Source organism: Streptomyces justiciae (genome assembly GCF_015163075.1).
Classification (GTDB): Bacteria; Actinomycetota; Actinomycetes; order Streptomycetales; family Streptomycetaceae; genus Streptomyces; species Streptomyces justiciae.
Genome location: NZ_JADDXU010000017.1, coordinates 118,449 through 139,803 on the forward strand (window position 1 = coordinate 118,449; position 21,355 = coordinate 139,803).

Below are 21,355 nucleotides of genomic sequence, written 5' to 3' on the forward strand. Positions count from 1 at the left end.
CAGAGGAGAGCTCCGTGGCGGTCGCCGATCCAGCCGAGAACGGGCAGCACGCGCAGCACGCCGTGTCCGACGGGCTCGGACGCCAGGGGATCCAGTCGGTTGAAACCGCGATGCGGGTGCTATTGGCGCTTGAGGAGGGCGGAGGTGCTCTGAGCCTGTCGGCGATCGCTCAGGCGAGCGGGATGCAGCCGAGCAAGGTGCACCGTTATCTCGTCAGCCTCGGGCGCATCGGGCTGACCTTCCAGGACTCCGCGACCGGTCTCTACGACTTCGGGCCCTCCATGCGTCGCCTCGGAGCGGAGGCGCTGCGGCGTACGAACGAGGTGGCGGTCGCCGCCGGCCACGCAATGCGGCTGAGGGACCGCACGGGCCACTCCGTGAACGTCGCGGTGTGGGGAGACCGCGGTCCGATCGTGGTGAGCTGGGCGTATGGGACCCGACCGCTGCCACTCACGGTGCGGGTCGGCGCCACGCTCCCTCTGCTCACCTCCTCCGTCGGCCAGGTGTACCTGTCCCACTTGCCCGAAACCCTCACCAACGAGGTGCTGGGACGGGAGGTGCGGGGCAGGGAGAGCGAATGGCCTGCGGAGCGCATCGCAGCCATCCGGGCCGATATCCGTGAGCGCGGGCACGCCGTGACCCATAGCGCTGTCATTGCAGGCGTCATCTCCGTCGCGGCTCCCGTGTTCGCCGCCAATGATCCGCTGCCGCTCGCACTGTCCGTGGCGCTCCCGGAGAGTGCCGGAACACCCGACCACCTCGCTGAAGTGGCCGCCGAGTTGCACACCACGGTGACCGCGGCGTCGCGCGAGCTGGGGCACTTGTCGTAGGGCCGACGCGGTGCAACACGGAGTGTGACGTGGTCTGGCGGATCGCGCTACCGCGCCGGCCCGCGGCCCCAATCAGATGCGACGCCCTGTTCTCGCGCCCAGAGAGCGGCCTGGGTACGGGAGGCCATCCCGAGTTTGCCGAGGATGTTGCTCACGTGGGTGCGCACGGTCCGTTCACTGATGACCAGCCGATCGGCGATCGCCTGGTTCGAGTGCCCGGCGGCGACGTGACGTAGCACTTCCCACTCCCGTGCCGTCAGCTGCGCATCGGGCGCGGCGCGTTGGGTCGGATCGGACGTGAGGTGGCGCGTGACGGCGGCATCCAGGTGTATTTCCCCTCGATTGCCCGCCCGGATCGCGGCCGCCAACTCGTCGACATCGGCGTCCTTCAGGACGTATCCCGCCGCGCCCGCGGCGAGAGCGGTTCGGACGCGGTCGGCTTCGCCAAAGCTGGTCAGCACGATGACCACCACATCGGGGTGGTAGTGCTTCATCAGCTTCGTGGTCTCGATGCCGTCCAGTCCGGGCATGATCAGATCGGTGAGCACGACATGAGGTGGGGTTCCCGCTGCCTTCAGGCGCTGCACCTCGGCGAGTGCCCCCGAACCCTCCGAGGCCTGTGCGACGATACGGATATCGGGCGTCTCGTCGAGGAAAGCGGCCAGGCCGCGTCGAACGACGACGTGATCGTCCACGACGACTACCCGGATGACCTGGTCATCCTCGGTGGATGAAGTCATCATTGGGCACTTCCGGTCGGCCAGCGTCGGCACGGCACAACGGCGCGAACGGTTGTGCCTTCTCCGGAGGTCTCGACGAAAAGCCGGCCGCCGAGCCGTTCAGTGCGCTCACGCATGCTCACCAGGCCCACGTGACCGGGTCGATGGCGTGACGTGTCGAAGCCGGTGCCGTTGTCGGTGACCGTCACCACCAGCTCGTTGCGGTCATCCGGTTCGATGATGCGGATCTCCACATGGGTGGCGCGCGCGTGACGCATGCTGTTCGTGAGAGCCTCCGAGATCACCCGGAACAGCTCGTGCTCGGTCTCCAGCGACAGCAACAGCGGCTCGTCCGGAATGGCAACACTGATGTCGGCGCCTTCTCGACGCGCGACCGCGGCCGCGTGCTCGCGGACTGCTGCGGTGAGGCCCGAATCACCCATGGTCGCGGGTTCCCGCAACTGCAGGATCGCGGATCGCATGTCGTCGAGGGCCGCTTCCGCCAGGGTGTACAGCGTCTGGAGCCGTTCCCCCATCATCGCGCCGTCAGCACCCTGGATGCGCGCAGCGGCCGACTGTGCTGCCCGCGCCTGCAGCACGAGCGAGTACAGATTTTGGCTAACCGAGTCGTGAAGGTCACGCGCGAGCCGGTTGCGCTCCTCCAGTGCGGCCTTCTCCTGGGCGTCCGCGAACAACCGTGCCGTGTTCACAGCGATCGCCGCCTGGTCGGCCATGGCACTGATGAACGCGACCTCTGCCTCGTCCGGATGGGCGGGAGCAGGGTAGTACGCCGTCAGCGCACCGAGACTGACATCGCGCACGACCATGGGCACCGCCACCAGCGACTTCCAGTGGCCTTGCTCGACGATGGGCGCCAAGGGCGCGAGCCGCACGTCGTCCCGCATCCTCCTGCGAAGGTCTCGCTCCATGTACGGACTGCGGCCTTTGGCTGCGGCCAATGCGAGCAGGGGGGCGCCGAGACGCAAGGCGGCCTGCACCTTCGACCAGTGTTCCGGAGGAACCCCGGCCTCGCCCTCGATCCATGTTTCGCCGGCCTCCGGGTCCGTGAGGGTCAGGGTGCACGAGACCGCCGCGGTTACGTTGAGCACCTCTGCCGCGACGGCGTTGAGGGTGGACTGAAGGGAGCCCATGCAGGCCGCACGAGCCGTTGTCCGGGTGAAGGCGACGAGGCGACGTTGATCCAGAGCGACAGAGCGTGTGTCGTCCCGCACGATGACGGCGGTGTACGGCTCGCCGTCGATGTCCAACTCGACCTCGACGGTGTCGCTCGATGCCGGCGGAAGGAACGGACGCTCTCCGACCAGGACGGAGGTGTCCAACCCGAGTCGATGACTGGCCTCGCCGTTGAGGTAGGAGATGCGGCGGTCGCGGTTGAGCAGAACCACTCCGTCACGCATGAACCCCAGCAGCGTCGTCAACGACGCGGGTATCGCCTCAGCCGTCACGGTTCCTCGGGAGTCGGTCATATGAGGCCTCCTTGCCGCATATCGCACCCTCGGCACTCTCGATACTCGTGACCCTCGCGCTGAATATGCCGGACGCCCGGCACGATCCGTGCGCAGCTCCGGTGCTGGTAGGTGACTGGGAGGGCGAGGCTGATCTGACAGTTTTGCATACGTTCTCTGCTGAGCCGAGTACGCCGTTCGCCGGAATGCGACCCGCACGGAAGGCGCGACCGGGCAGACCCGGGGGCGGACTGCGTGCGGGAACGGGCACGGCCGGGCGAGGTGGTGCTCGGACTGGTGAACATAGCGCTGACGCCGTCAGAACCGCACGTCATGGCTGATCAGTGCCGTGTTCTCCGGGCCGGACCGCACTCGACTCTGGCCTTCGCACGCTACGTCATTTGACTCAGGGCTTTCCGTGCATCCTCCGATGCGACCGGACGCCGCCTGGCTGTGCAATGAGTCGCAGCGGACAAGGAGGACCTGATGACGATTGTGGTACATGGCCGTGACCAGACGCGTCGCGAGGTCGACGTCAACACCCGCGACAGCCTCATGCTCCAGCTTCGCCCTCTCAAGGTAGGGGTCATCGGCGTCTGCGGCGGCAACGCCGTGTGCGGCACGTGCCATGTCACGGTCCGGCCCGATCAGTGGGACCTGCTCGAACCGATTGACGAGTACGAGGAGGAAATGCTTGAGACGCTGCCGGATCGGCAGCCGAACTCCCGCCTGGCTTGTCAGATCGTCTACACGCCCGCACTGGACGGCCTGGAGCTCACGGTCGCCACGCGTATATAGCCGCACCCCCACACCCACCGCGTCGGCACACGAAGGGAAACGTCATGCCCCAGATCACCACCAGTTGCCGTACCGAAAATCCGCTCGTCCCCGTCGGAATGATCTCCCACGGCACGCTCACATCTCTCGACCTGCAGAAGTCGCGGCGCTTCTACGAGGAGGTCCTCGGCCTGGAGGTGATCCAGACCAGCCCCGTGTCGATGCTGATCCGCCTGGGCAGCGACCACACTTACGCTGTCGTCGAGACAGGGCAGCCCAGCACGATGGGCCTCCTCGACCACAACGGCCTCGATGTCCCGAGTGCCGAGGCCGTCGACGACGCCTATGCCGCGCTGGTGGCGAACAAGAGCGAATACGGGATCGGGCGGGTCACCAAGCCGCTCATGCAGCACGGGACCTACTCCTTCTACTTCGCCGACTGCGACGGCAACTGGTGGGAGATCGTGCACTTCGGCCCCCGTGGTTACGCCCCGATGTACGAGAACCCCGCACTAGACATCACCGGCCGGACCGACATCGACCTGGACGCGCTGGAGCACACCGGCAGTGACGAACAGGCTTCCCGCCCCGGGGACGCGTGATCATCGCATGAGCACTGCGCAACGCGTCGTCGTCGTGGGAGCGGGAATCGCAGGTGTCCGGGTCGTGGAGTCGCTGCGCGAGAACGGCTTCGAGGGCGCCCTGACGGTCGTCGACGCCGATCCCGAACTGCCTTACGACCGTCCGCCACTGTCGAAGGAATTCCTCACTGGCGTCTTCGACGAGGACGACTTCAGGCTCTGGAGCGCCGACCGGATAACGGAACTGCGGGTCGAACTCCGGCTGTCGACCAGGGCTGTCGGCCTCGACACCGCCCGCAGGCGTGTCGCCGTGCGCTCTGCCGCTGACGGCGCCGACGAGCTTGCCTACGACCGGCTCGTGCTGGCGACCGGCGTCGCCCCTCGGCGCCCTGCGGCGTTCGTGGGGCTCGACGGGGTGCACACGCTGAGATCGCTCGCCGACGCCCGGGCGCTGCGGGACGCACTGAGAACAAAGCCCGGCCCGGTTGTCGTCGTCGGCGGTGGCTTCATCGGCGGAGAGGTCGCCACCTCGGCGGCCGAACAGGGGCTCGACGTGACGATCGTCGAGGGCGGCGGGAACCTCCTGCCCAGCGTCCTGACCCCCGGCCTGTCCCGTCCCCTCGAACGTCTGCATGAAGCCAGTGGTGTGCGAGTGATCTGCGGCCGGACGGTGGCCGCTCTGCACGGCCAGGGCAGCGTCGAGTCCGTCGAGCTTGCGGACGGAACGCGGCTGCCCGGCGGCATCGTCGTGCTCGGTCTCGGTGGCGCACCGGAGACCGGCTGGCTGGACCGGTCCGGTTTGCAGCTCAGCGACGGCGTTCACACCGACGAGGGTCTGCGCACCCGGGCCGAGGGCGTCTACGCCATCGGCGACATCGCCCGTCGCCGTGACAGCGCCACCGGCGCGCTCGTGCGCCTTCAGCACTGGACCTCGGCCCATCGCCAGGCTGCCCACGTCGCCCGCGACCTGCTCGGCACCACCGTCCCTTACCGGGACGTGCCCTTCATCTGGACCGACCAGCACGGCACCCGGCTGCAGATCGCCGGTGTCACCTATGGCGACGAGGTGCGCTTCGTCGACGGCGGACCCGACACCGAGGCATACCTAGCCCTGGTACGGCGCGGCCCCGATCTCGCCGGAGTGATCGCGCTGGGCCGCATGCGCGAGTTCCAGAAAATGCGCCGCCTGCTGTCCGATCCGCCGCGGTGGCAGTCAGTGGTCGCAGGCACACCGGATCTCGACACGCTCGGAGCTCAAGCATGAACATCGTGTCTTTCTCGACACCGGGCAGCAGCCCTCGGCCGGGCTTCCTGGTCGGCGACGCCGTCCTGCCCGCCGACACCGTCCTGGGTCCGGGCGCCCCTGCCTCGGTCCCGGACATGCTCGTCGCATGGGACGACATCCGTGAGCGGGTCATGCGGGCGACCGACAACGACGGCCTGCCGCGCATCCCTCGAAGTGACGTGCGCCTGCATGCGCCGATCCGGCCTGGCGCGCTGATCCTGTGCGCCGGTGGCAACTACCGAAGTCACCTCGAGGAGATGGGCGACTCCGTACCTGAGAAGGCGCCGTCATTCATCAAGAGCCCGAACGCCGTGACGGGTCCGGACGCACCCATCGTCCTGCCGCCCGAATTCGCCGAGATGGTCGATTTCGAGGGTGAGCTGTGCGTGGTGTTCGGCCGCGAGTGCCACCGGGTGAGTGCGCACCAGGCCATGGACTACGTCGCGGGCTACACGATCCTCAACGACGTCTCCGCCCGTGACGGGGTGAGGGCGTTTCTCACGGCCGCCACACCGATCGAGGGCCGCTGGTCGGTCATCGAGATGCTCATGGGCAAGCAGTTCCCCACGTTCGCCCCCGTCGGCCCCGCGATCCTGACCGCGGACGAGGTCCCCGACCCCGGCGCCCTGCGGCTGACGACCCGGCTCAACGGCACCGTGATGCAGGACGCCCACATCACCGACCTCGTCGTGGGGATTCCGCAGCTCGTCGAGGAGATGTCTCGCTACTACAGCTTCGCGCCGGGCGACCTCCTGAGCACGGGCACCCCGGCCGGGGTCGGCGCGGGGCAGAAGCCGCCACGCTACCTCCGCGCGGGAGACGAGGTCGCCATCGAGGTGACCGGTATCGGCACACTCACCAACCGGATCGTTCCCGCCGCCGTTCCGGTCGCGAACTGAGGGAAGGACGGATCCGTGTCGCAGACCACCACACCAAGGCCGCCCGCCGAACTCGACCTGTCTGCCCGCTACCGACCGGGTGCCGGACCGGTGCCGGTGACCGGAGTCCAGGCGATCGCCCGGCTGCTGGTCGAGCAGCACGCCGCCGACGGCGCAGCCGGCCTGAACACCGCGACCTTCGTGTCCGGCTACCAGGGCAGCCCGCTCGCCGGGCTGGACATGACCCTGGCGAAGGCATCGGAACTCACCGAGACCGCCGCCCTGAAGCTGGTACCCGCCGTCAACGAGGAACTCGCGGCCACCTCGGTGTGGGGCAGCCAACTGGAGGTGCCCGGGCACGCGCGCACAGTCGATGGTGCAGTGGGCATCTGGTACGGGAAGGCCCCTGGCGTCGACCGGTCCGGGGACGCGCTCCGGCACGCGAACATCAGCGGAGCGCACCCCCACGGCGGTGTACTCGTCCTCGCGGGCGACGACCCGGGCTGCAAGTCCTCAACCATCCCCTGCACGAGCGAGCAGACGCTCGCCTCCTACGGGCTGCCGGTGCTCTACCCGGCCGACGCCGCGGACATCGTGCGTCTCGGCCGCTACGGCGTGGCCCTGTCGCGTGCGTCCGGCATGTGGGTCGGAATGAAGATCACCACGGACGTCGCCGACGGCATCTACACCGTCGACGGCTCAGTGGGTGAAGTCGAGGTAACCGTTCCGGAGCTGGAGTGGGAGGGCAAGCCCTGGACCTACCGGCAATACCCCAGCCTCACCCCGCCTGCGTCCCTGCGGGCGGAGGAGCAGCTGCACGGGCCACGGGCTGCGATGGTGCGGGCCTTTCTCGCCGCCAACCCGATCAACACCGTGGAGGTCGACACCCCCGATGCCTGGCTCGGGATCATCGCGGGCGGCAAGACCTACGCGGACGTGCGCCAGACACTGCGCGACGTCGGACTCGACGAAGGGGACGGCGAGACGGCTCTGAGGCGTGCCGGTATCCGGTTGCTGCGCCTCGGCATGATCCACCCTCTCGAGCGTGACGAGGTGCGTGCGTTCGCCGCCGGCCTCGAAACGGTTCTGGTCGTCGAGGAGAAGGAGCCGTTCATCGAGCGTGCGGTGCGTGACGTGCTGTACGGCATGTCCGCCGCGCCGGTCGTGATCGGCGCGGCGGACGCGGAGGGACGGCCGCTGGTGCCCGTCACCGGTGACCTGAACGCGCGGAGCCTGGAAGGACCGCTGCGCAGAGTGCTGCGCGGACGGGTCGACCTCGCGCCGTCGCGCCGCGAACCGCCGGTCCTGGAGTTGCTGTCGACGGGACGCACCCCGTACTTCTGCTCGGGCTGTCCGCACAGCCGCTCGACGCTAGTCCCTGACGGATCGGTCGCCGCCGGAGGCATCGGCTGCCACGGGATGGTCACGCTCGACGGGCGTCCGGAAACGGATGTGGTGTCGCTGACCCAGATGGGCGGGGAAGGCGCCCAGTGGATCGGCCAGGCAGCGTTCACGACGGCCCGTCACCTGTACCAGAACATGGGGGACGGCACCTTCGCGCATTCCGGACAGCTCGCCGTACAGGCATGTGTGTCCGCGGGTGTGTCGATCACCTTCAAGCTGCTCTACAACAAGGCCGTCGCCCTGACGGGCGGTCAGGATGCCGCCGGTGGTCTCGAAGTGCCCGCAATCGCCGCGAAGCTGCTCGCGGAGGGCGTCAACAAGATCATCATCTGCGCGGACGAACCCGAGCGCTATCGTCGCCTGCCGAAGCTGCCGGCCGGTGTTGCCCTGTGGCAACGGGACCGTTTCGACGAGGCACAAAAGGTGCTGGCCGAGGTGAAGGGAGTCTCGGTCCTCATCTACGACCAGCAGTGCGCCGCCGAGGCGAGGCGCCTGCGCAAGCGGGGCGCGCAGCCGGTCCGCCGTACTCGGGTCGTCATCAACGAGGCGGTCTGTGAGGGGTGCGGGGACTGCGGGGTCAAGAGCAACTGTCTGTCGGTGCAGCCGGTGGACACGGAGTTCGGCCGCAAGACGCACATCGACCAGAGCTCCTGCAACACCGACTACTCGTGCCTCGACGGTGACTGTCCATCGTTCATGACGATCGAGCTGCCACCCGGAACGCCGTCCAAACGGTCCGCGCCGCAGCGCCCAGAGCCCACCGCCGTGGCGGAGCCCAACCGGACGGCGCCGCACGGCATGTCCGATGTCTTCCTGGCTGGTATCGGCGGCACGGGGATCGTCACTGTGAACCAGGTGCTCGCCACGGCCGCGATCCGCGATGGGCTGACCGTGAACGGCCTCGACCAGACCGGACTGTCCCAAAAGGCGGGGCCAGTCGTCTCGCACTTGCGGATCGCGCACCGGGACAGTGTCCTCGAGCCGGCGAACCGGGTCGGCGGCGAGGTTGCCTGCTACCTCGCCTTCGACGCTCTGGTCGGCGCCGACGCCAAGAACCTCGCGTTCGCGTCGCTCGAACGCACCGTCGCCGTGGTCTCCACCAGCGCCGTTCCGACCGGCGCGCAGGTGCGCGACGCCTCGCTCACCCCTCCTGACGCCGACGAGCTGCTCTCGCGGTTCATCCGGCGCACCAAGGACGTGCTGCCCCTCGACACGACCGCGGCGGCCCAGGCGCTGTTCGGCGACGGCATGCCGGCGAACTTCCTTCTGGTGGGCGCCGCTTATCAGGCTGGTGTGCTGCCGATGTCGGCCGCGGCGATCGAGTGGGCGATCGAGGCCAACGGCGTCGCGGTGAAGAACAACATCGCCGCCTTCCGGTGGGGCCGTGTCGCTGTCGCCGACGCCACCGCCTTCGCGGCAGCCGTGAGCTCGGATCGGCCCGCGAGTACGCTGAAAGCGCCGGCCGACATCGACCTGGGCGACCTGACGGGCGAGACCCGGCGCCTCGCCGGCATCCGAGCCACCCAGCTGATCGGCTATCAGAGCAAGAGCGTTGCACAGCGCTACGTCACCGACATGCTGACCGTGTGGCGCGCGGAACGCGCAGTGGGGCAGGACACGGCGTTCAGTGAGGCCGTCGCTCGAGGGCTGTACAAACTCACCGCGTACAAGGACGAGTACGAGGTGGCCAGGCTGCTGACCGACCCGGCCTTCGAGGCACAACTGCAGGCCGAAGTTCCCGGCGGGGTGAAGCCGCGCTATCGGCTGCATCCGCCGATCCTCAAGGCGATGGGACGCGAGAAGAAAATCGCCTTCGGCCCCTGGATGCGCCCGGTGTTGAGGATGCTGGCCAAGGGCCGCGTCCTGCGAGACACCCCGTTCGACCCCTTCGGCCACCTGCCAGTGCGCAAACTGGAGCGTCAACTGCGCGACTCCTACCGCACGACAGTGCTTCGCCTCGCAAACGAGTTGACTGAGGAGTCATACAGCACGGCGGCGGCCGCGGCAGAAGCCGCCGACATGGTTCGCGGCTACGAGGACATCAAGCTCGCGAACGTCGACCGCTACCGCGCCCGGCTGGCCGAACTGGGGCTTTCCTGACCCACTGCTCCCTCCTGCGTCACAACGACGCCTTCCGCTCGACCACGAATCCCCAAGGAGGGAAGAAAAGATGAGTGACAAGGCCCTCCGGGACCAGACGATCCTGATCTCAGGCGGTTCTCGCGGCATCGGGTTGGCCATCGCCGTCGCCGCCGCCCGTCAGGGCGCCAATGTGGCCTTGCTGGCGAAGACCGACGTGCCTGACCCGCGCCTGCCGGGCACGGTGCACACCGCCGCCGCGGAGATCGAGGCGGCCGGCGGCAAAGCTCTCCCCATCGTCGGGGACGTGAGGGACGAAAAGTCGGTCGCAGGGGCGGTAGCGAGGACCGTAGACCACTTCGGTGGCATCGACATCTGTGTCAACAACGCCAGCGCGATCGCGCTGAGCGCCACCGAGGAACTGCCCACAAAGCGTTTCGACCTCATGATGGCGATTCAGCTCCGCGGCAGTCACCTGCTGACCCGGGCATGTCTTCCCCACCTCCGTCAGGCCTGGAATCCGCACATCCTCAGCCTGTCGCCGCCGCTCAACATGAACCCCAGATGGCTAGCCTTCTCGCCCGCCTACATGGTGGCCAAGTACGGCATGTCCCTGCAGACACTCGGCTGGGCGGCCGAGTACGCCGACGCGGGGATCGCCGCCAACTGCCTCTGGCCCGAGACCTACATCAGCACCGCGGCAGTCCAGAACCTGCTTGGCGGTGACAACGCTGTGGTGAAGTCCCGCACCCCGGACATCGTCGCCGATGCCGCGTTGCACATCCTCACTCGGCCGTCCCGGGACTGCACCGGCAACACCTTCATCGACGCTGATGTCCTGCGCGGCGCCGGAATGAACGACCTCTCGAAGTACGGCGTCGGCGACACGCTCGCGTACGACATCTTCGTCGACCCCCCTGCGTCGGCTCCCGAGACGGGGTCAAAGGACTGAGGGACGGCTGGACCACACACTCCTCCTCCCCGCCTGCCGAGGCTCCACGACCGCGGTACGGCGCACAGGCGTAGATGTACCGACGGACAGCCCGGCGGAGAGTCTGGGCGAGCCGTGAGTGCCAACATTCTGTGGGCATGTCGCTGCGGGTGACGGCAACACGATGGACTGCTTACTTCCAAGCAGCGGCACGTGTCAGTGTTGGGTCTCCTGTCGGCCGCCGCAGGCCGGGCCAGCGCTGACCTGGGTCTCGGTGAAGCTGTGCAGGTCCCATGGCAGTTTTCGACGTCGATGCCCCTGTGACTGTGACCGCCGAAGGGCGGGTCGTGTGCGATGCCGCCGCCGTGGGCGTTGACGAGACCGGCCCGATCCGCCTCGCGGGTCGCGGCAGGGAGCGACGAGCAGGACGCTGCGGAGGCGGACGCTCCGGTCATGATCCACTGACCCGGGCCCGCGGCCGGTGCCGCACGGCGTCCTTCTAGCGCGGGTCCGCCCGCCGTCTTCTCCCAGAGGGTGGGAGGATCCGCGTCATGCGGCGCGGACGGCCTAACACGAACCGAGCGCGGCGAAGGCCTTGTCGAGCAGGCCGATGAGGTCGAGTGCGCCGTCGGAGGCGGTCCAGCGATCCAGGGCGATGCCGAGGCAGTCGAGCCCACGCCGACACCGCCATGCACAACGCCGAGGCCACAGAACGGCATTGGACGGCCCTGCTGGACCTCTTCGGACGCGCCGTCCCCGCCGCTTCCATCACGCCGTAGTCCCTGAGCCGGGCCGCGGGTCGCACCCGCGCCCACTGGTCACGATTTCGGCAGTCAAAAGAAACGGAGTCACCAAGCATGTCCACCAAGACCCTCGGCCTCATCGGCAGCGGAATGATCGGCAGTGCTTCTGGCCAGACTAGCCGTCGCCGCCGGCCTGGACGTCGTCCTGAGCAACTCCCGGGGCCCCGAGACCCTCGCCGACCTGGTCGCGGAACTCGGTGACCACGCCCGCGCTGCCACGCCGCAGGAAGCGGCGCGCGCCGGTGACCTCGTGGTGGCGACCATCCCGCTGAAGGCCTACGAGCAGCTGCCCGCCGCCGCTCTGGCCGACAAGACGGTGATCGACACGATGAACTACTACCCGGACCGCGACGGCGCCATCGCCGGCCTGGACACCGGCGACTCGACCTCAAGTGAACTCGTGCAGCGCCACCTCGCCGACTCCCGCGTCGTCAAGGCGTTCAACAACATCGACTTCCGCCGCCTGTCCACCAGCGCCCGCCCCTCCGGCGCCCCCGATCGCAGCGCCCTGCCCCTCGCCGGCGACGACCCGGCAGCCAAAGTGGAGGCGGCACGCTTGCTGGACGCCCTCGGCTACGACGCGGTCGACATCGGCACCCTCACCGACAGCTGGCGCAGCCAGCCGGGCACCCCTGTCTACGTCCAGCCGTACATGGCCGAGCGGCCGGAGGGGCTGAGCCGGGAAGAGGCTGAGCGCTGGTTCTTCCAGACGCCGGGTGTGCCGGTGCCTGTCGATCGGGTGAAGGAGCTGGTCGACGCCGCCACTCGCTGAACCGCAGTTGGTCGAATGGGAATGGGGTCTTTCAGGAGACCTGCCCGGCCCGGTTGGACAGAAGGGGCAAAGGCTGACAGGGGTCGACGGCAGTTGCGGGCTGCGTGGTCAAGGCTCGTCCATGGCGACACCCTGCCGAAGAGCCTGCATGGTCGTCGACATCTTCCCCCGGGCCACGCAGTACAAGGAGACCGCCGGGAGCCGGGGCCCGGTCTGCCACCACTGATGGACGTGGAGGCAGACCGGGGAACGCACGAGGCGTGAATCACTCAGTCCACAAGCTCGGCCTCTCACGGCCGAGATCGAAATGATGACCGTGATATCTCCGGAAGGCTCTGGAAGAACCCTCGGATGTCGGCGACCAGCAGATCGGGCTGCTCCATGGCGGGGAAGTGGCCGCCGCGGTCGAACTCGGACCAGTGTGTGATGGTGTTGGCGGCCTCTGCGAACCGGCGGACGGACAGGCTGAGATCCTTGGGGAAGACCGCGACACCGGTCGGGGTGGGGGAGGGCTCCACCGGCCGCACCCGGGCGGCCAGGGACTCGTAGTACAGGCGGGCTGCGGAGCCGGCCGTGCCGGTGAGCCAGTAGACCATGACGTTGGTGAGCATTTGGTCGCGGTCCACGGCGTCCTCGGGTATGTCGGCGGAGTCTGTCCAGTCCCTGAACTTCTCCACGATCCAGGCCAGTTGTCCGACCGGTGAGTCGTGCAGGGCGTAGGCGAGTGTCTGCGGCCGAGTGGACTGGATGGCTGCGTAGCCGAAGAGCTCACGCTGGTATCGCTGCCCGTGCTGGAGCCGCCGCTGCTCTTCCTCGGTGTAGGGCTCCAGGCCTGGCTGGGGAGGCATGCCGATCATGGTGACGTGTACGGCCGCGGCATGTTCGGCGTCGATTCGGCCCAGTTCTCGCGTGATGGCCGAGCCCCAGTCACTGCCGTGGGCCCCGTAACGGGTGTAGCCGAGCCGGCTCATCAGCTCTGCCCAGGTCCGGGCGACGCGCTCGACGTTCCAGCCTTTCTCGCGGGTGGGGCCCGAGAAGCCGTAGCCGGGTATGGAGGGGACGACGACCTGGAAGTCCTCGCTCAACGGCTCGATGATGTTGAGGAGTTCGACGAGGGAGCCGGGCCAGCCGTGGGTGGCGATCAGCGGCAGGGCGTGGGGGTTCGCCGAACGAACGTGCATGAAGTGCACGTTCTGGCCGTGGATCTCGGTGGTGAACTGCGGGAAGGAGTTCAGGCGTTTTTCGTGGACGCGCCAGTCGTAGGAGTGCCGCCAGTAGTCTGCCAGCTCTTTGCTGTAGTTGAGGGGGATGCCGTACTCCCAGCCGACGCCAGGGAGTTCGTCGGGCCAGCGGGTGCGGTCGAGGCGGTCGTGCAGGTCGTCCAGCTGGGATTGGGGGATGTCGATGCGAAAGGGGGTGATCGCGGTCATGTGGGGGGGCTTTCCTGGTTCGGGCCAGGCGGTGGCGAGGCCGGAGGCGCGACCGTCCGGTGACGGTGGTGGGTGGCGGGTGGTGGTCCACAGTCAACGTCCGTGTCCGTTGAAGGCGGTTGCTGCCGAGGTGGCCCGGTGCTGGTCGGCGAGGGCCGGTACCCGGACGCCCACCGGTTTGTGGTCTTCCGTGATCCGCCCCGGTATGGCAGCGACCGGGCACATCGGCATCTTGTGTTCGAACGCGTGCCCTGGTCGGGGCCGGGTGCCGCAGTCACCGCGTCGTCGGTCTTCTCAGGCAGGTCGAGGCTGCTGCGCAGGTTGACTGGTTTGAGCAGGACGGCGGCGATGACGGCGAGAAGGGCTGCGGCGGCCGCGAGGAGGAAGATGTGTGCTGTCGCGTCGCCGTAGGCGACGCGGATGATCTCCTGCACCGCGGCAGAGTTCGAGTCCGCGCCGGACAGTCCGGCGGAGGCAAGACCGCTTGCGGTTCCGTCCTCGACCTGCCGGGCCAAGATTGCGCCGAGGACGGCGACGCCGATCGTGCCGCCGAGGGAGCGGAAGAACGTCACCGTGGAGCTCGCCGCCCCGACGTCCTTCAGTGGCACGGTGTTCTGCACGGCGAGTACGAAGTTCTGCAGAGTCATGCCGACGCCCATCCCGACACACAGCATCGACACGGCCAGGAGGACCATGGGGGTCTTGTTGTCGATGACGCCGAGGCCCGCGCAGCCGACCGTGAGCAGTGCGGCGCCGGTGATGAGGAACGGCTTGATCTTCCCGCTCCGGCTGATCAGCCGGCCGGCGACGATGGAGGCGATCAGGATGCCGGCCATCATCGGAATGGTCAGCAGGCCGGCTTCGGTGGGCGTGCGGCCGCGGCTGAGCTGGAAGTACTGGCTGAGGAAGACCGAGGCGCCGAACATGGCCGTACCGACGGCCAGGCTGCCGAGAATCGCCAGTGCCGTGGTGCGCTGCCGCACGATGGCGAGCGGGACGATCGGTTCGGTGTTGTGCTTCTCCACCCACGCGGCGGCGGCGAGCAGGGCCAGCCCGCCGGACAGCATGGCGGCGGTCTGCCAGGAGGCCCAGGCAAAGGAGCCGTCGACGAAGGACACCCAGATGAGCAGGACACTGACCCCGGTAGCGATCAGGGTGGCCCCCAGATAGTCGATCCGCACGTTCTCCCGGCGCAGCACAGGAAGGTTCAGCGTCCGCTGGAGCAGGAGGAACGCGACGGCGGAGAGCGGAATGGCGATGAAAAAGCTCCACCGCCAGCCCAGCCACGAGGTGTCGACGATGACACCGCCGAGGAGCGGCCCACCGATGGTCGACGTCGAGGTGGTGCCGCTCAGGTAAGCGCTGTAACGGCCGCGTTCGCGAGGAGGGATGGTGGCGGCGATGGCGATCTGGACGAGCGCCTGGACACCTCCCACGCCGACGCCCTGGAGGGCCCGCGCGGCGATCAGCTGACCGCCCGTCTGGCTGATCCCGCACGCCACGGTACCGAGCACGAAGATGACGATGGAGACCTGGAGAAGGGTCTTCTTGCTGAAGAGGTCGGCGAGTTTGCCCCAGATCGGAGTCGTCGCCGTCGTGGTGAGGAGGGTCGCGGTGACGACCCACGTGTACTGGGTCTGTGTCCCGTGCACGTCTTCGATGATCTTCGGCAGCGCGCTGGAGACCACCGTACTGCTGAGTGTCGAGACGAAGAGCGCGAGGAGCAGGCCGCTGAGCACCTTCAGTACCTGACGACGGGACGTGGGGGACGCCTCCGTGAGTGTCGACTCGTTCACTGTGCTCCTCGACGGTTTTCAGGTCACCGGTTTGCTGTGTGTCGCGCTCGACGCGTGCGTGGAGGACATCGCAGCCGCGGCGCCGGAGAACAACAGGACGCTCACCTGACGTCAGGGCAGAGGGGTGCGCGCGGGTGAGGACGGGCGTAGACCTTCGCGCACCCCCGCGGCAGGCAGGCGTGCGGGGAATCAGGAGCGCGCGGCCTGCGCGTTCCCGATAAGCGGGCGGTCCAGCGCGTCGGCCGTGCGTCCGAGGAGCTGCAGGTTGCGGGCGCCGAAGTCGACCAGGAGCGGGTGCCCGGAGATGTACCGCGCCGCATGGGAGTTGAGGAACACGACGGGGTCCGCCATCTCCTCCGGCGTGGCCAGACGCTGGTTCAGGCCGGCACGCGACTCAAGCGATGCGCGTCCGCCGGCCATCACGGCGAAGTCCGACGTCAGACCGGTCTCGGTGCTCGTGGGGAGCACTGCGTTCACCCGGATGCCGCGGCTCCCGAGTGCGGTGGCGCTGTGCGCCATGAACAGGTTGAGCACCCGCTTCGAGAGGGGATAGGCGGCCGGCCCGGGCTGGTCCTTGAGACCGAGTCCCTCGATCGCCGCGACGATGGCGTCCCACCCGTCGACGTGGATCAGTCCTTCGAGTTCTTCCTGGTAGCGCTCCCAGTTGATGCCGCCCGTGGAGGTCACATAGACGATGGCGCCGCCGTCACCCATCCGCGTCTCCAGGTACGCGTCCGAGATGTACTTGTTGGCGCCGAAGTTGATCAGCAGGGTCGTGTTGTAATCGTGCTGGAGACCCGAGACTCCGGCCACGCCGAAGAATGTGTCGATGTGCTCGGGGAGCTTCGCGAACGCCCGGTCGATGTCGTCGCGTACCGCCAGGTTCGCCTGGATCGCGGAGGCGAGACCTGGCAGCTCGGTCGTGGCGTAGTCGATGGCGTGGACATGCGCGCCCAGTTCCACGAGGCGCTTCGCCGTCGCCCTGCCGATCCCGGAGGCGGCGCCGGTCACGACCGCGGTCTTGCCGGTGTACTGAAGGTAGTCGTCCATGTGTCCGGTTCCTCTCATCCACGCCTGATGGCGGTCGCGGATCTGCCGTGTGTGGGGGAGGGGGTGGGTCAGGAAAGGGGGAGTGAAAGAGCGGACCCGATGGTCTTGGTCTCGGTGTAGGCCTCGAAGCCCTCGCGGCCGCCCTCGCGGCCGATGCCGCTGGCCTTGTAACCGCCGAAGGGGGCGTCCCCGCCGGAGAACGAGCCGCCGTTGATCATGAGACTGCCGGCTCGGACGGCGCGTGCGATGCGCAGAGCGCGCTCCGTCGAGGCTGACGCGACGTATCCGGCGAGGCCGTACCGGCTGGCGTTGGCGAGCCGGATCGCCTCTTCGTCGGTGTCGAACGGTGTCACGGTGAGCACCGGTCCGAAGATTTCCTCCTGCGCGATGGTGGAGTCGTTGTCGACGTCGACGAAGAGTGTCGGCTCCACCCAGAAGCCCGCGCGGTCGGGGACGCCACCGCCGACGGCGAGCCTCGCGCCCTGTTCCCGGCCGATGCGGATGTAGTCGGCGACGCGGTCGCGCTGCCGGGCCGAGATGAGCGGGCCGGCCAGCGTGCCCTGGTCCTGAGGGTCACCCCAGGACACCTGCTGGAACGCCTGTGCAAGGCCGGCGACGACCTGGTCGTAGACCTTGCGGTGCACGAGCAGTCGTGTCGGCAGTGCGCACCCCTGGCCCGAGTGTGCGAGCGCTCCGAGCGCCTGCGGGATGGCCTGCGTGAGGTCCGCGTCGTCGAGGATGATCGACGCGCTCTTTCCGCCGAGCTCCAGCATCGTGCGCTTGAAGGTGGGCGCGGCGAGTTCGAGGATGCGTTGCCCCGTGGCCGTGGAGCCGGTGAACGACACCATGTTGACGCGCGGGTCGGTCAGGAGGAGTTCGGCCGTGTCGAGGTTGCTGGTCGGCACCACGTTGACCACGCCGGCCGGGATGTCGGTGCGCTCGGCGACGATCCGGCCGATGCGGGTGGCGTTCCACGGTGTCTCGGGGGCGGGCTTCGCGATGACCGTGTTGCCGGTGGCGAGAGCGCCGGCGAGCTTGACGAGCATGAGCCCGAAGGGGAAGTTCCATGGGGTGATGGCGGCGACGACGCCGACGGGCTCCTTGACCACCCACCGCTCGCTGGGCTCGTTGGTGAACCGGTTGACGGTGTCGTCGAGTCGGCGTACCCACTCGAACCGGTCGATGTGGTCGATGTGCCATCGGAACTTCTGCAGAGGCTCCTCCAGCTGGGCACCATAGGTGAGCATGCGCGGAGCTCCGGCCTCCGCGATGAGTTCCTCACGCAGCTCGTCCTTCTCCTCAACCAGCGCGTCGAGGAGCTGGGTCAGGCCGCGCTTGCGGAACTGCCGGTCGACGGCCCAGTCCGTCTCCTCGAACGCGCGCCGGGCCGCGGCGATCGCGTCGAGCATGTCCTCCCGGCCGGCGTCGGCGACCTTGCCCAGAACGGTGCCGTCCGCCGGGTTGAGCACCTCGAGCGTGCCGCTGCCCGCGGCGCTACGGAGCTCTCCGTCGATCAGCAGGCGCTCCTCGTGCGGGGACGCTGTCGGCGGCGGGCCTGATGGAGTAGTGGACATCGTCTATCTCCTCATGGGGGGGATGAAGTTTGTCGATGTGCGGCACGGGGCGGCTCGGGAGGCCGAGAATGGCCAGACGTCGTTGGACGGTGCGTGCGCGAGATACCGGCTTCGAGCCCGGCGTATGTGATCTGATCAGGCACGAAGCGTCCCCCCGGCCGCCGCGCTCGCATGGATCGGGGGTCAGGACTCCATGGCGGGGACGGCGGTGCTCACGGTGTCGTGCCACGCCGCACCCGTCGCAATCGCCTGCCGCCATTGGCGGATCGCCTTGGGCGGCATGCCGACGGCGAGGGCGCCGGTGACGCGGTCGCCGGTGCGGTATGCGGCGACGAACTTCCGCTCGGCCAGGTCGCCCTCGACGAGGGCGACTTCGGCGTGGTCGCGGAGATAGCCGTAGGCCTGGATCTTCATGTCGTACTGGTCGGACCAGAAGTACGGCACCGGTGCGAAGGGTTTACCCGCCTCGGGGTGCAGCAGGTTGCGGGCGGCGGCCATGCCCTGTTCGGCGGCGGTCGTGCGGTGCTCGATGCGCATCGAGGTACCGAACAACGGGTTGTACCAGTGGGCGACGTCACCGGCCGCGTACACGTTCGGGCCGGCCTTGCAGTACTCGTCGCACACCACGCCGTCCCCGACGGTCAGGCTGCTGCCCGCGAGCCAGTCGGTGTTGGGCAGGGAGCCGATGGCGACCAGCACCTCGTCGGCCTCGATCTCGGAGCCGTCCGCGAGCCGCACGCCGTCCTCGGTCACCTCGGTGACGGTGACTCCGCAGCGCAGGTCAACGCCCCGTTCCAGATGGGCGTTCGTCAGGACCTTGCCGACCTCCATGCCGACGGCGTGGGCCAGGGGCACCGGGGCGGGTTCGAGGAGGGTGACCTCGCAGCCGAGTCGCCAAGCGACGGCGGCGACCTCCGCGCCGAGGAAACCGGCGCCCACCACGACCAGCCGCCGTCCCGGGGTGAGCTGCTCCCGCAGGGTCAGCGCGTCGTCGAGCGTGCGCAGGACGTGCGCGCCCTCGCCGGGCAGTCGGCGCGGCCGGACCCCGGTGGCGATAACCAGCCCGTCGTACGGGACGGCGGATCCGTCGGCCAACTCGATGGTGCGGTCGGCCGGTTCGAGGCCGGTGGCCGTCACGCCGAGCCGCAGGTCGAGGTCGAGCGCGGCCAGCGTGTCGGGGGTGCGCAGCGCCAGCCGCTCGGGCTCCCACTCCGCGGCCAGGATCTGCTTCGACAGGGGCGGGCGGTCGTACGGGGCGAGCGGTTCGTCGCCGACCAGGGTGATGATGCCTTCGTAGGCCTCCCGGCGGAGGGTCTCGGCCGCTGCGAGTCCGGCAGCCGAGGCACCGACGACGACGATCCGCCTCACTGCTCGACCAGCCGAATGGCGGCGGCCGGGCAGACCACAACGGCCTCCTTGACGTCGTCGAGTCGGTCGTCGCCGACCTGCTCTTCCAGGAGGATAGCGATGCCGTCGTCGTCCTGGTCGAAGACGTCCATCGCGGCGAGCACGCACTGCCCGGAGGCGACGCACTTGTCGGCGTCCAGCTCCACCTTCATGGGATTCCCCTTACTTGCTTCGCTCGTGGTTCTTGGTTCGTTCGCGGGACGGGGAGCCGTCACCAGGAGACGGGCAGTTCGTGCACGCCGTAGATGAACGCGTCGTTCTTGAACTTCACGTCCTCCAGCGCGCAGGCCAGCTTCAGCGTGGGAATGCGCCGGTAGAGGGTGCCGTAGACGACCTGGAGTTCCATGCGGGCCAGCGGCTGGCCCAGGCACTGGTGGACGCCGAAGCCGAAGGCGACGTGGCGGCGGGCGTCGCGGGTGAGGTCGAGCCGGTCCGGGTCGGGGAACACCTCGGGGTCGCGGTTGGCGATCTCGTTGGCCATGATGACGCCGTCGCCGGCCATGACGACCTGCCCGGCGACCTCGATGTCCTCCGTCACCGCTCGGCGCCGTCCCAGGTGGGTGATGTGCAGGTAACGCAGGAGTTCCTCGACCGCGCCGGCGACGAACTTGGGGTCGTCGCTCTCGCGCAGCAGGGCGAGCTGGTCGGGGTTCTGGAGGAGGGCGAGGGTGCCGAGGGCGATCATGTTCGCGGTGGTCTCGTGGCCCGCTATCAGCAGGAGCAGGGCCATCTCGGTGGCCTGCTGGTGGTCGATCTCCCCGGCCGTGACCCGCCCGGCGATGCTGGATAGCAGGTCGTCCTTCGGCTCGGCGAGCCGCTGGGCGATCTGACCGGCCAGGTATCCGGCCATCTCCCGGGTCGCCACACCGCGCTGCTCGGGGGTCGCGGTCGTGCGGACCATCGTCTTGGTGTTCTCCTGGAACATCGCGTGGTCGTCGTAGGGCACGCCGAGCAGTTCGCAGATCACCAGGGAGGGGATAGGCAGGGCGAACTCCTCCACGAGGTCCACCGGGCCCGGCCGGCTCAGCATCCCGTCGATCAGGTCGTCGACGATTCTCTGCACGGCGGGCCGCAGGGCCTCCACCTTCTTCACGGCGAACGGTGCCGTCACCATGCGGCGCAGCCGGGCGTGTTCGGGGTCGTCCATCATGATGAAGCTGAGCTTGCCCTCGCCGCCCTCGGGCGAGGCCTTGGTCGGGTAGCCGGGGCTGTCGGGGTCGGCACTGACCCGCAGGTCGCCGAGAATGGCGCGCTGGTCGGCATACCGGGTCACGAGCCACGGTTCGCTGCCGTCCCACAGCCGCACCTTCGTCAGGGGCGTCTGTGCCTGGAGGTCCTTCAGGGCAGGCGGCGGGTCGAAGGGGCAGCGGGCCTCCCGGGGCATCGGGAACTCGGGGGGAGAGTCCGGTGCCTCGGGTACGGGTCCGGCCAGGGTGTCGGCCATGGTTCTCCTCGGTGGCGGGGGGCTCCGCTCGACTGGCGGGAGCGCCGGGGTGAAGTGGTCGAGGCCTCGATGAGCACATGCAAACAGAGCAGGCTGACGCCTTCCGATCAGTTCCCTGACAGAGAGCTG

Annotated in this window: 17 protein-coding genes and 1 pseudogene; 9 read left to right on the forward strand and 9 right to left on the reverse strand. The window is 68.6% G+C overall.

All coding sequences use genetic code 11. The features are described 5' to 3' along the window. Window positions 1-14 precede the first annotated feature (14 nt). Window positions 15-830 (forward strand): IclR family transcriptional regulator, encoded by an 816-nt coding sequence (locus IQ210_RS36510; protein WP_322657549.1) that lies wholly within the window; start codon window positions 15-17, stop codon window positions 828-830. A 47-nt stretch (window positions 831-877) separates the two neighbouring features. Here IQ210_RS36510 and IQ210_RS36515 read toward each other — a convergent pair whose 3' ends face one another. Together IQ210_RS36515 and IQ210_RS36520 are read right to left on the reverse strand one after the other, a co-directional pair. Beyond that, window positions 878-1,603 (reverse strand): response regulator transcription factor, encoded by a 726-nt coding sequence (locus tag IQ210_RS36515; RefSeq protein ID WP_322657551.1) that lies wholly within the window; start codon window positions 1,601-1,603, stop codon window positions 878-880. Next, a complete protein-coding gene (locus IQ210_RS36520) occupies window positions 1,570-3,036 on the reverse strand; it encodes a GAF domain-containing sensor histidine kinase (protein WP_194083523.1) in 1,467 nt (488 codons plus the stop codon). The genes IQ210_RS36515 and IQ210_RS36520 overlap by 34 nt, the downstream gene beginning before the upstream one ends. Before the next feature lie 465 nt (window positions 3,037-3,501). On the opposite strand from IQ210_RS36520, the gene IQ210_RS36525 reads away from it, so the two are divergent. The 7 genes and pseudogenes from IQ210_RS36525 to IQ210_RS36555 all read left to right on the forward strand — a co-directional run bounded on the left by IQ210_RS36525 (window position 3,502) and on the right by IQ210_RS36555 (window position 12,525). Then, window positions 3,502-3,813 carry a 2Fe-2S iron-sulfur cluster-binding protein gene (locus IQ210_RS36525; protein ID WP_194083524.1) on the forward strand — a complete coding sequence of 104 codons (312 nt, stop codon included), beginning with the start codon at window positions 3,502-3,504 and terminating at the stop codon, window positions 3,811-3,813. Window positions 3,814-3,857: 44 nt separating this feature from the next. Further along, window positions 3,858-4,394 carry a VOC family protein gene (locus IQ210_RS36530; protein WP_194083525.1) on the forward strand — a complete coding sequence of 179 codons (537 nt, stop codon included), beginning with the start codon at window positions 3,858-3,860 and terminating at the stop codon, window positions 4,392-4,394. Between the two features lie 7 nt (window positions 4,395-4,401). Then, a complete protein-coding gene (locus IQ210_RS36535) occupies window positions 4,402-5,637 on the forward strand; it encodes an NAD(P)/FAD-dependent oxidoreductase (protein WP_194083526.1) in 1,236 nt (411 codons plus the stop codon). Then, entirely contained in the window at window positions 5,634-6,557 is a 924-nt protein-coding gene (locus IQ210_RS36540) for a fumarylacetoacetate hydrolase family protein (protein ID WP_194083527.1), read from the forward strand. Before IQ210_RS36535 ends, IQ210_RS36540 begins: the two co-directional genes overlap by 4 nt. 15 nt (window positions 6,558-6,572) lie before the next feature. Beyond that, window positions 6,573-10,040, forward strand: coding sequence for an indolepyruvate ferredoxin oxidoreductase family protein (locus IQ210_RS36545; RefSeq protein ID WP_194083528.1), 3,468 nt, complete (start codon window positions 6,573-6,575; stop codon window positions 10,038-10,040). Window positions 10,041-10,110: 70 nt separating this feature from the next. Then, window positions 10,111-10,971, forward strand: coding sequence for an SDR family oxidoreductase (locus IQ210_RS36550; protein WP_194083529.1), 861 nt, complete (start codon window positions 10,111-10,113; stop codon window positions 10,969-10,971). An 836-nt stretch (window positions 10,972-11,807) separates the two neighbouring features. Next, window positions 11,808-12,525 (forward strand): annotated as a pseudogene (locus IQ210_RS36555) (NADPH-dependent F420 reductase). Between the two features lie 290 nt (window positions 12,526-12,815). Here IQ210_RS36555 and IQ210_RS36560 read toward each other — a convergent pair. Beyond that, window positions 12,816-13,955 carry an epoxide hydrolase family protein gene (locus IQ210_RS36560; RefSeq protein ID WP_194083530.1) on the reverse strand — a complete coding sequence of 380 codons (1,140 nt, stop codon included), beginning with the start codon at window positions 13,953-13,955 and terminating at the stop codon, window positions 12,816-12,818. Continuing rightward, window positions 13,952-15,751 carry an MDR family MFS transporter gene (locus tag IQ210_RS36565; protein ID WP_194083531.1) on the reverse strand — a complete coding sequence of 600 codons (1,800 nt, stop codon included), beginning with the start codon at window positions 15,749-15,751 and terminating at the stop codon, window positions 13,952-13,954. The genes IQ210_RS36560 and IQ210_RS36565 overlap by 4 nt, the downstream gene beginning before the upstream one ends. On the opposite strand from IQ210_RS36565, the gene IQ210_RS48035 reads away from it, so the two are divergent. After that, window positions 15,732-15,860, forward strand: coding sequence for a hypothetical protein (locus tag IQ210_RS48035; RefSeq protein ID WP_265584737.1), 129 nt, complete (start codon window positions 15,732-15,734; stop codon window positions 15,858-15,860). The two genes, IQ210_RS36565 and IQ210_RS48035, sit on opposite strands and share 20 nt — an antisense overlap. A gap of 80 nt (window positions 15,861-15,940) precedes the next feature. Here the strand turns inward: IQ210_RS48035 and IQ210_RS36570 are convergent, their stop codons facing one another. From IQ210_RS36570 to IQ210_RS36590, 5 genes are all read right to left on the reverse strand, one after another. Beyond that, window positions 15,941-16,801: an SDR family oxidoreductase gene (locus tag IQ210_RS36570; protein ID WP_194083532.1), complete on the reverse strand. Its 861-nt coding sequence runs from the start codon at window positions 16,799-16,801 to the stop codon at window positions 15,941-15,943. Window positions 16,802-16,869: 68 nt separating this feature from the next. Beyond that, on the reverse strand, window positions 16,870-18,375 hold the full coding sequence (locus IQ210_RS36575; RefSeq protein ID WP_194083533.1) for an aldehyde dehydrogenase family protein: 1,506 nt from the start codon (window positions 18,373-18,375) through the stop codon (window positions 16,870-16,872). A 183-nt stretch (window positions 18,376-18,558) separates the two neighbouring features. Then, on the reverse strand, window positions 18,559-19,743 hold the full coding sequence (locus IQ210_RS36580; protein ID WP_194083534.1) for an NAD(P)/FAD-dependent oxidoreductase: 1,185 nt from the start codon (window positions 19,741-19,743) through the stop codon (window positions 18,559-18,561). Continuing rightward, a complete protein-coding gene (locus IQ210_RS36585; protein ID WP_194083535.1) occupies window positions 19,740-19,934 on the reverse strand; it encodes a ferredoxin in 195 nt (64 codons plus the stop codon). The genes IQ210_RS36580 and IQ210_RS36585 overlap by 4 nt, the downstream gene beginning before the upstream one ends. Before the next feature lie 59 nt (window positions 19,935-19,993). After that, window positions 19,994-21,226 carry a cytochrome P450 gene (locus tag IQ210_RS36590; RefSeq protein WP_194083536.1) on the reverse strand — a complete coding sequence of 411 codons (1,233 nt, stop codon included), beginning with the start codon at window positions 21,224-21,226 and terminating at the stop codon, window positions 19,994-19,996. Between the last annotated feature and the right edge of the window lie 129 nt (window positions 21,227-21,355).

What these genes read in the sequence shown, in the direction of transcription:
- IQ210_RS36530 (WP_194083525.1), top strand. Translation starts at nt 3,858, where the DNA reads ATGCCCCAGATCACCACCAGTTGCCGTACCGAAAATCCGCTCGTCCCC.
- IQ210_RS36590 (WP_194083536.1), bottom strand. Translation starts at nt 21,226, where the DNA reads ATGGCCGACACCCTGGCCGGACCCGTACCCGAGGCACCGGACTCTCCC.
- IQ210_RS36550 (WP_194083529.1), top strand. Translation starts at nt 10,111, where the DNA reads ATGAGTGACAAGGCCCTCCGGGACCAGACGATCCTGATCTCAGGCGGT.
- IQ210_RS36575 (WP_194083533.1), bottom strand. Translation starts at nt 18,375, where the DNA reads ATGTCCACTACTCCATCAGGCCCGCCGCCGACAGCGTCCCCGCACGAG.
- IQ210_RS36535 (WP_194083526.1), top strand. Translation starts at nt 4,402, where the DNA reads ATGAGCACTGCGCAACGCGTCGTCGTCGTGGGAGCGGGAATCGCAGGT.
- IQ210_RS36540 (WP_194083527.1), top strand. Translation starts at nt 5,634, where the DNA reads ATGAACATCGTGTCTTTCTCGACACCGGGCAGCAGCCCTCGGCCGGGC.
- IQ210_RS36560 (WP_194083530.1), bottom strand. Translation starts at nt 13,955, where the DNA reads ATGACCGCGATCACCCCCTTTCGCATCGACATCCCCCAATCCCAGCTG.
- IQ210_RS36520 (WP_194083523.1), bottom strand. Translation starts at nt 3,036, where the DNA reads ATGACCGACTCCCGAGGAACCGTGACGGCTGAGGCGATACCCGCGTCG.
- IQ210_RS36525 (WP_194083524.1), top strand. Translation starts at nt 3,502, where the DNA reads ATGACGATTGTGGTACATGGCCGTGACCAGACGCGTCGCGAGGTCGAC.
- IQ210_RS36570 (WP_194083532.1), bottom strand. Translation starts at nt 16,801, where the DNA reads ATGGACGACTACCTTCAGTACACCGGCAAGACCGCGGTCGTGACCGGC.
- IQ210_RS36585 (WP_194083535.1), bottom strand. Translation starts at nt 19,934, where the DNA reads ATGAAGGTGGAGCTGGACGCCGACAAGTGCGTCGCCTCCGGGCAGTGC.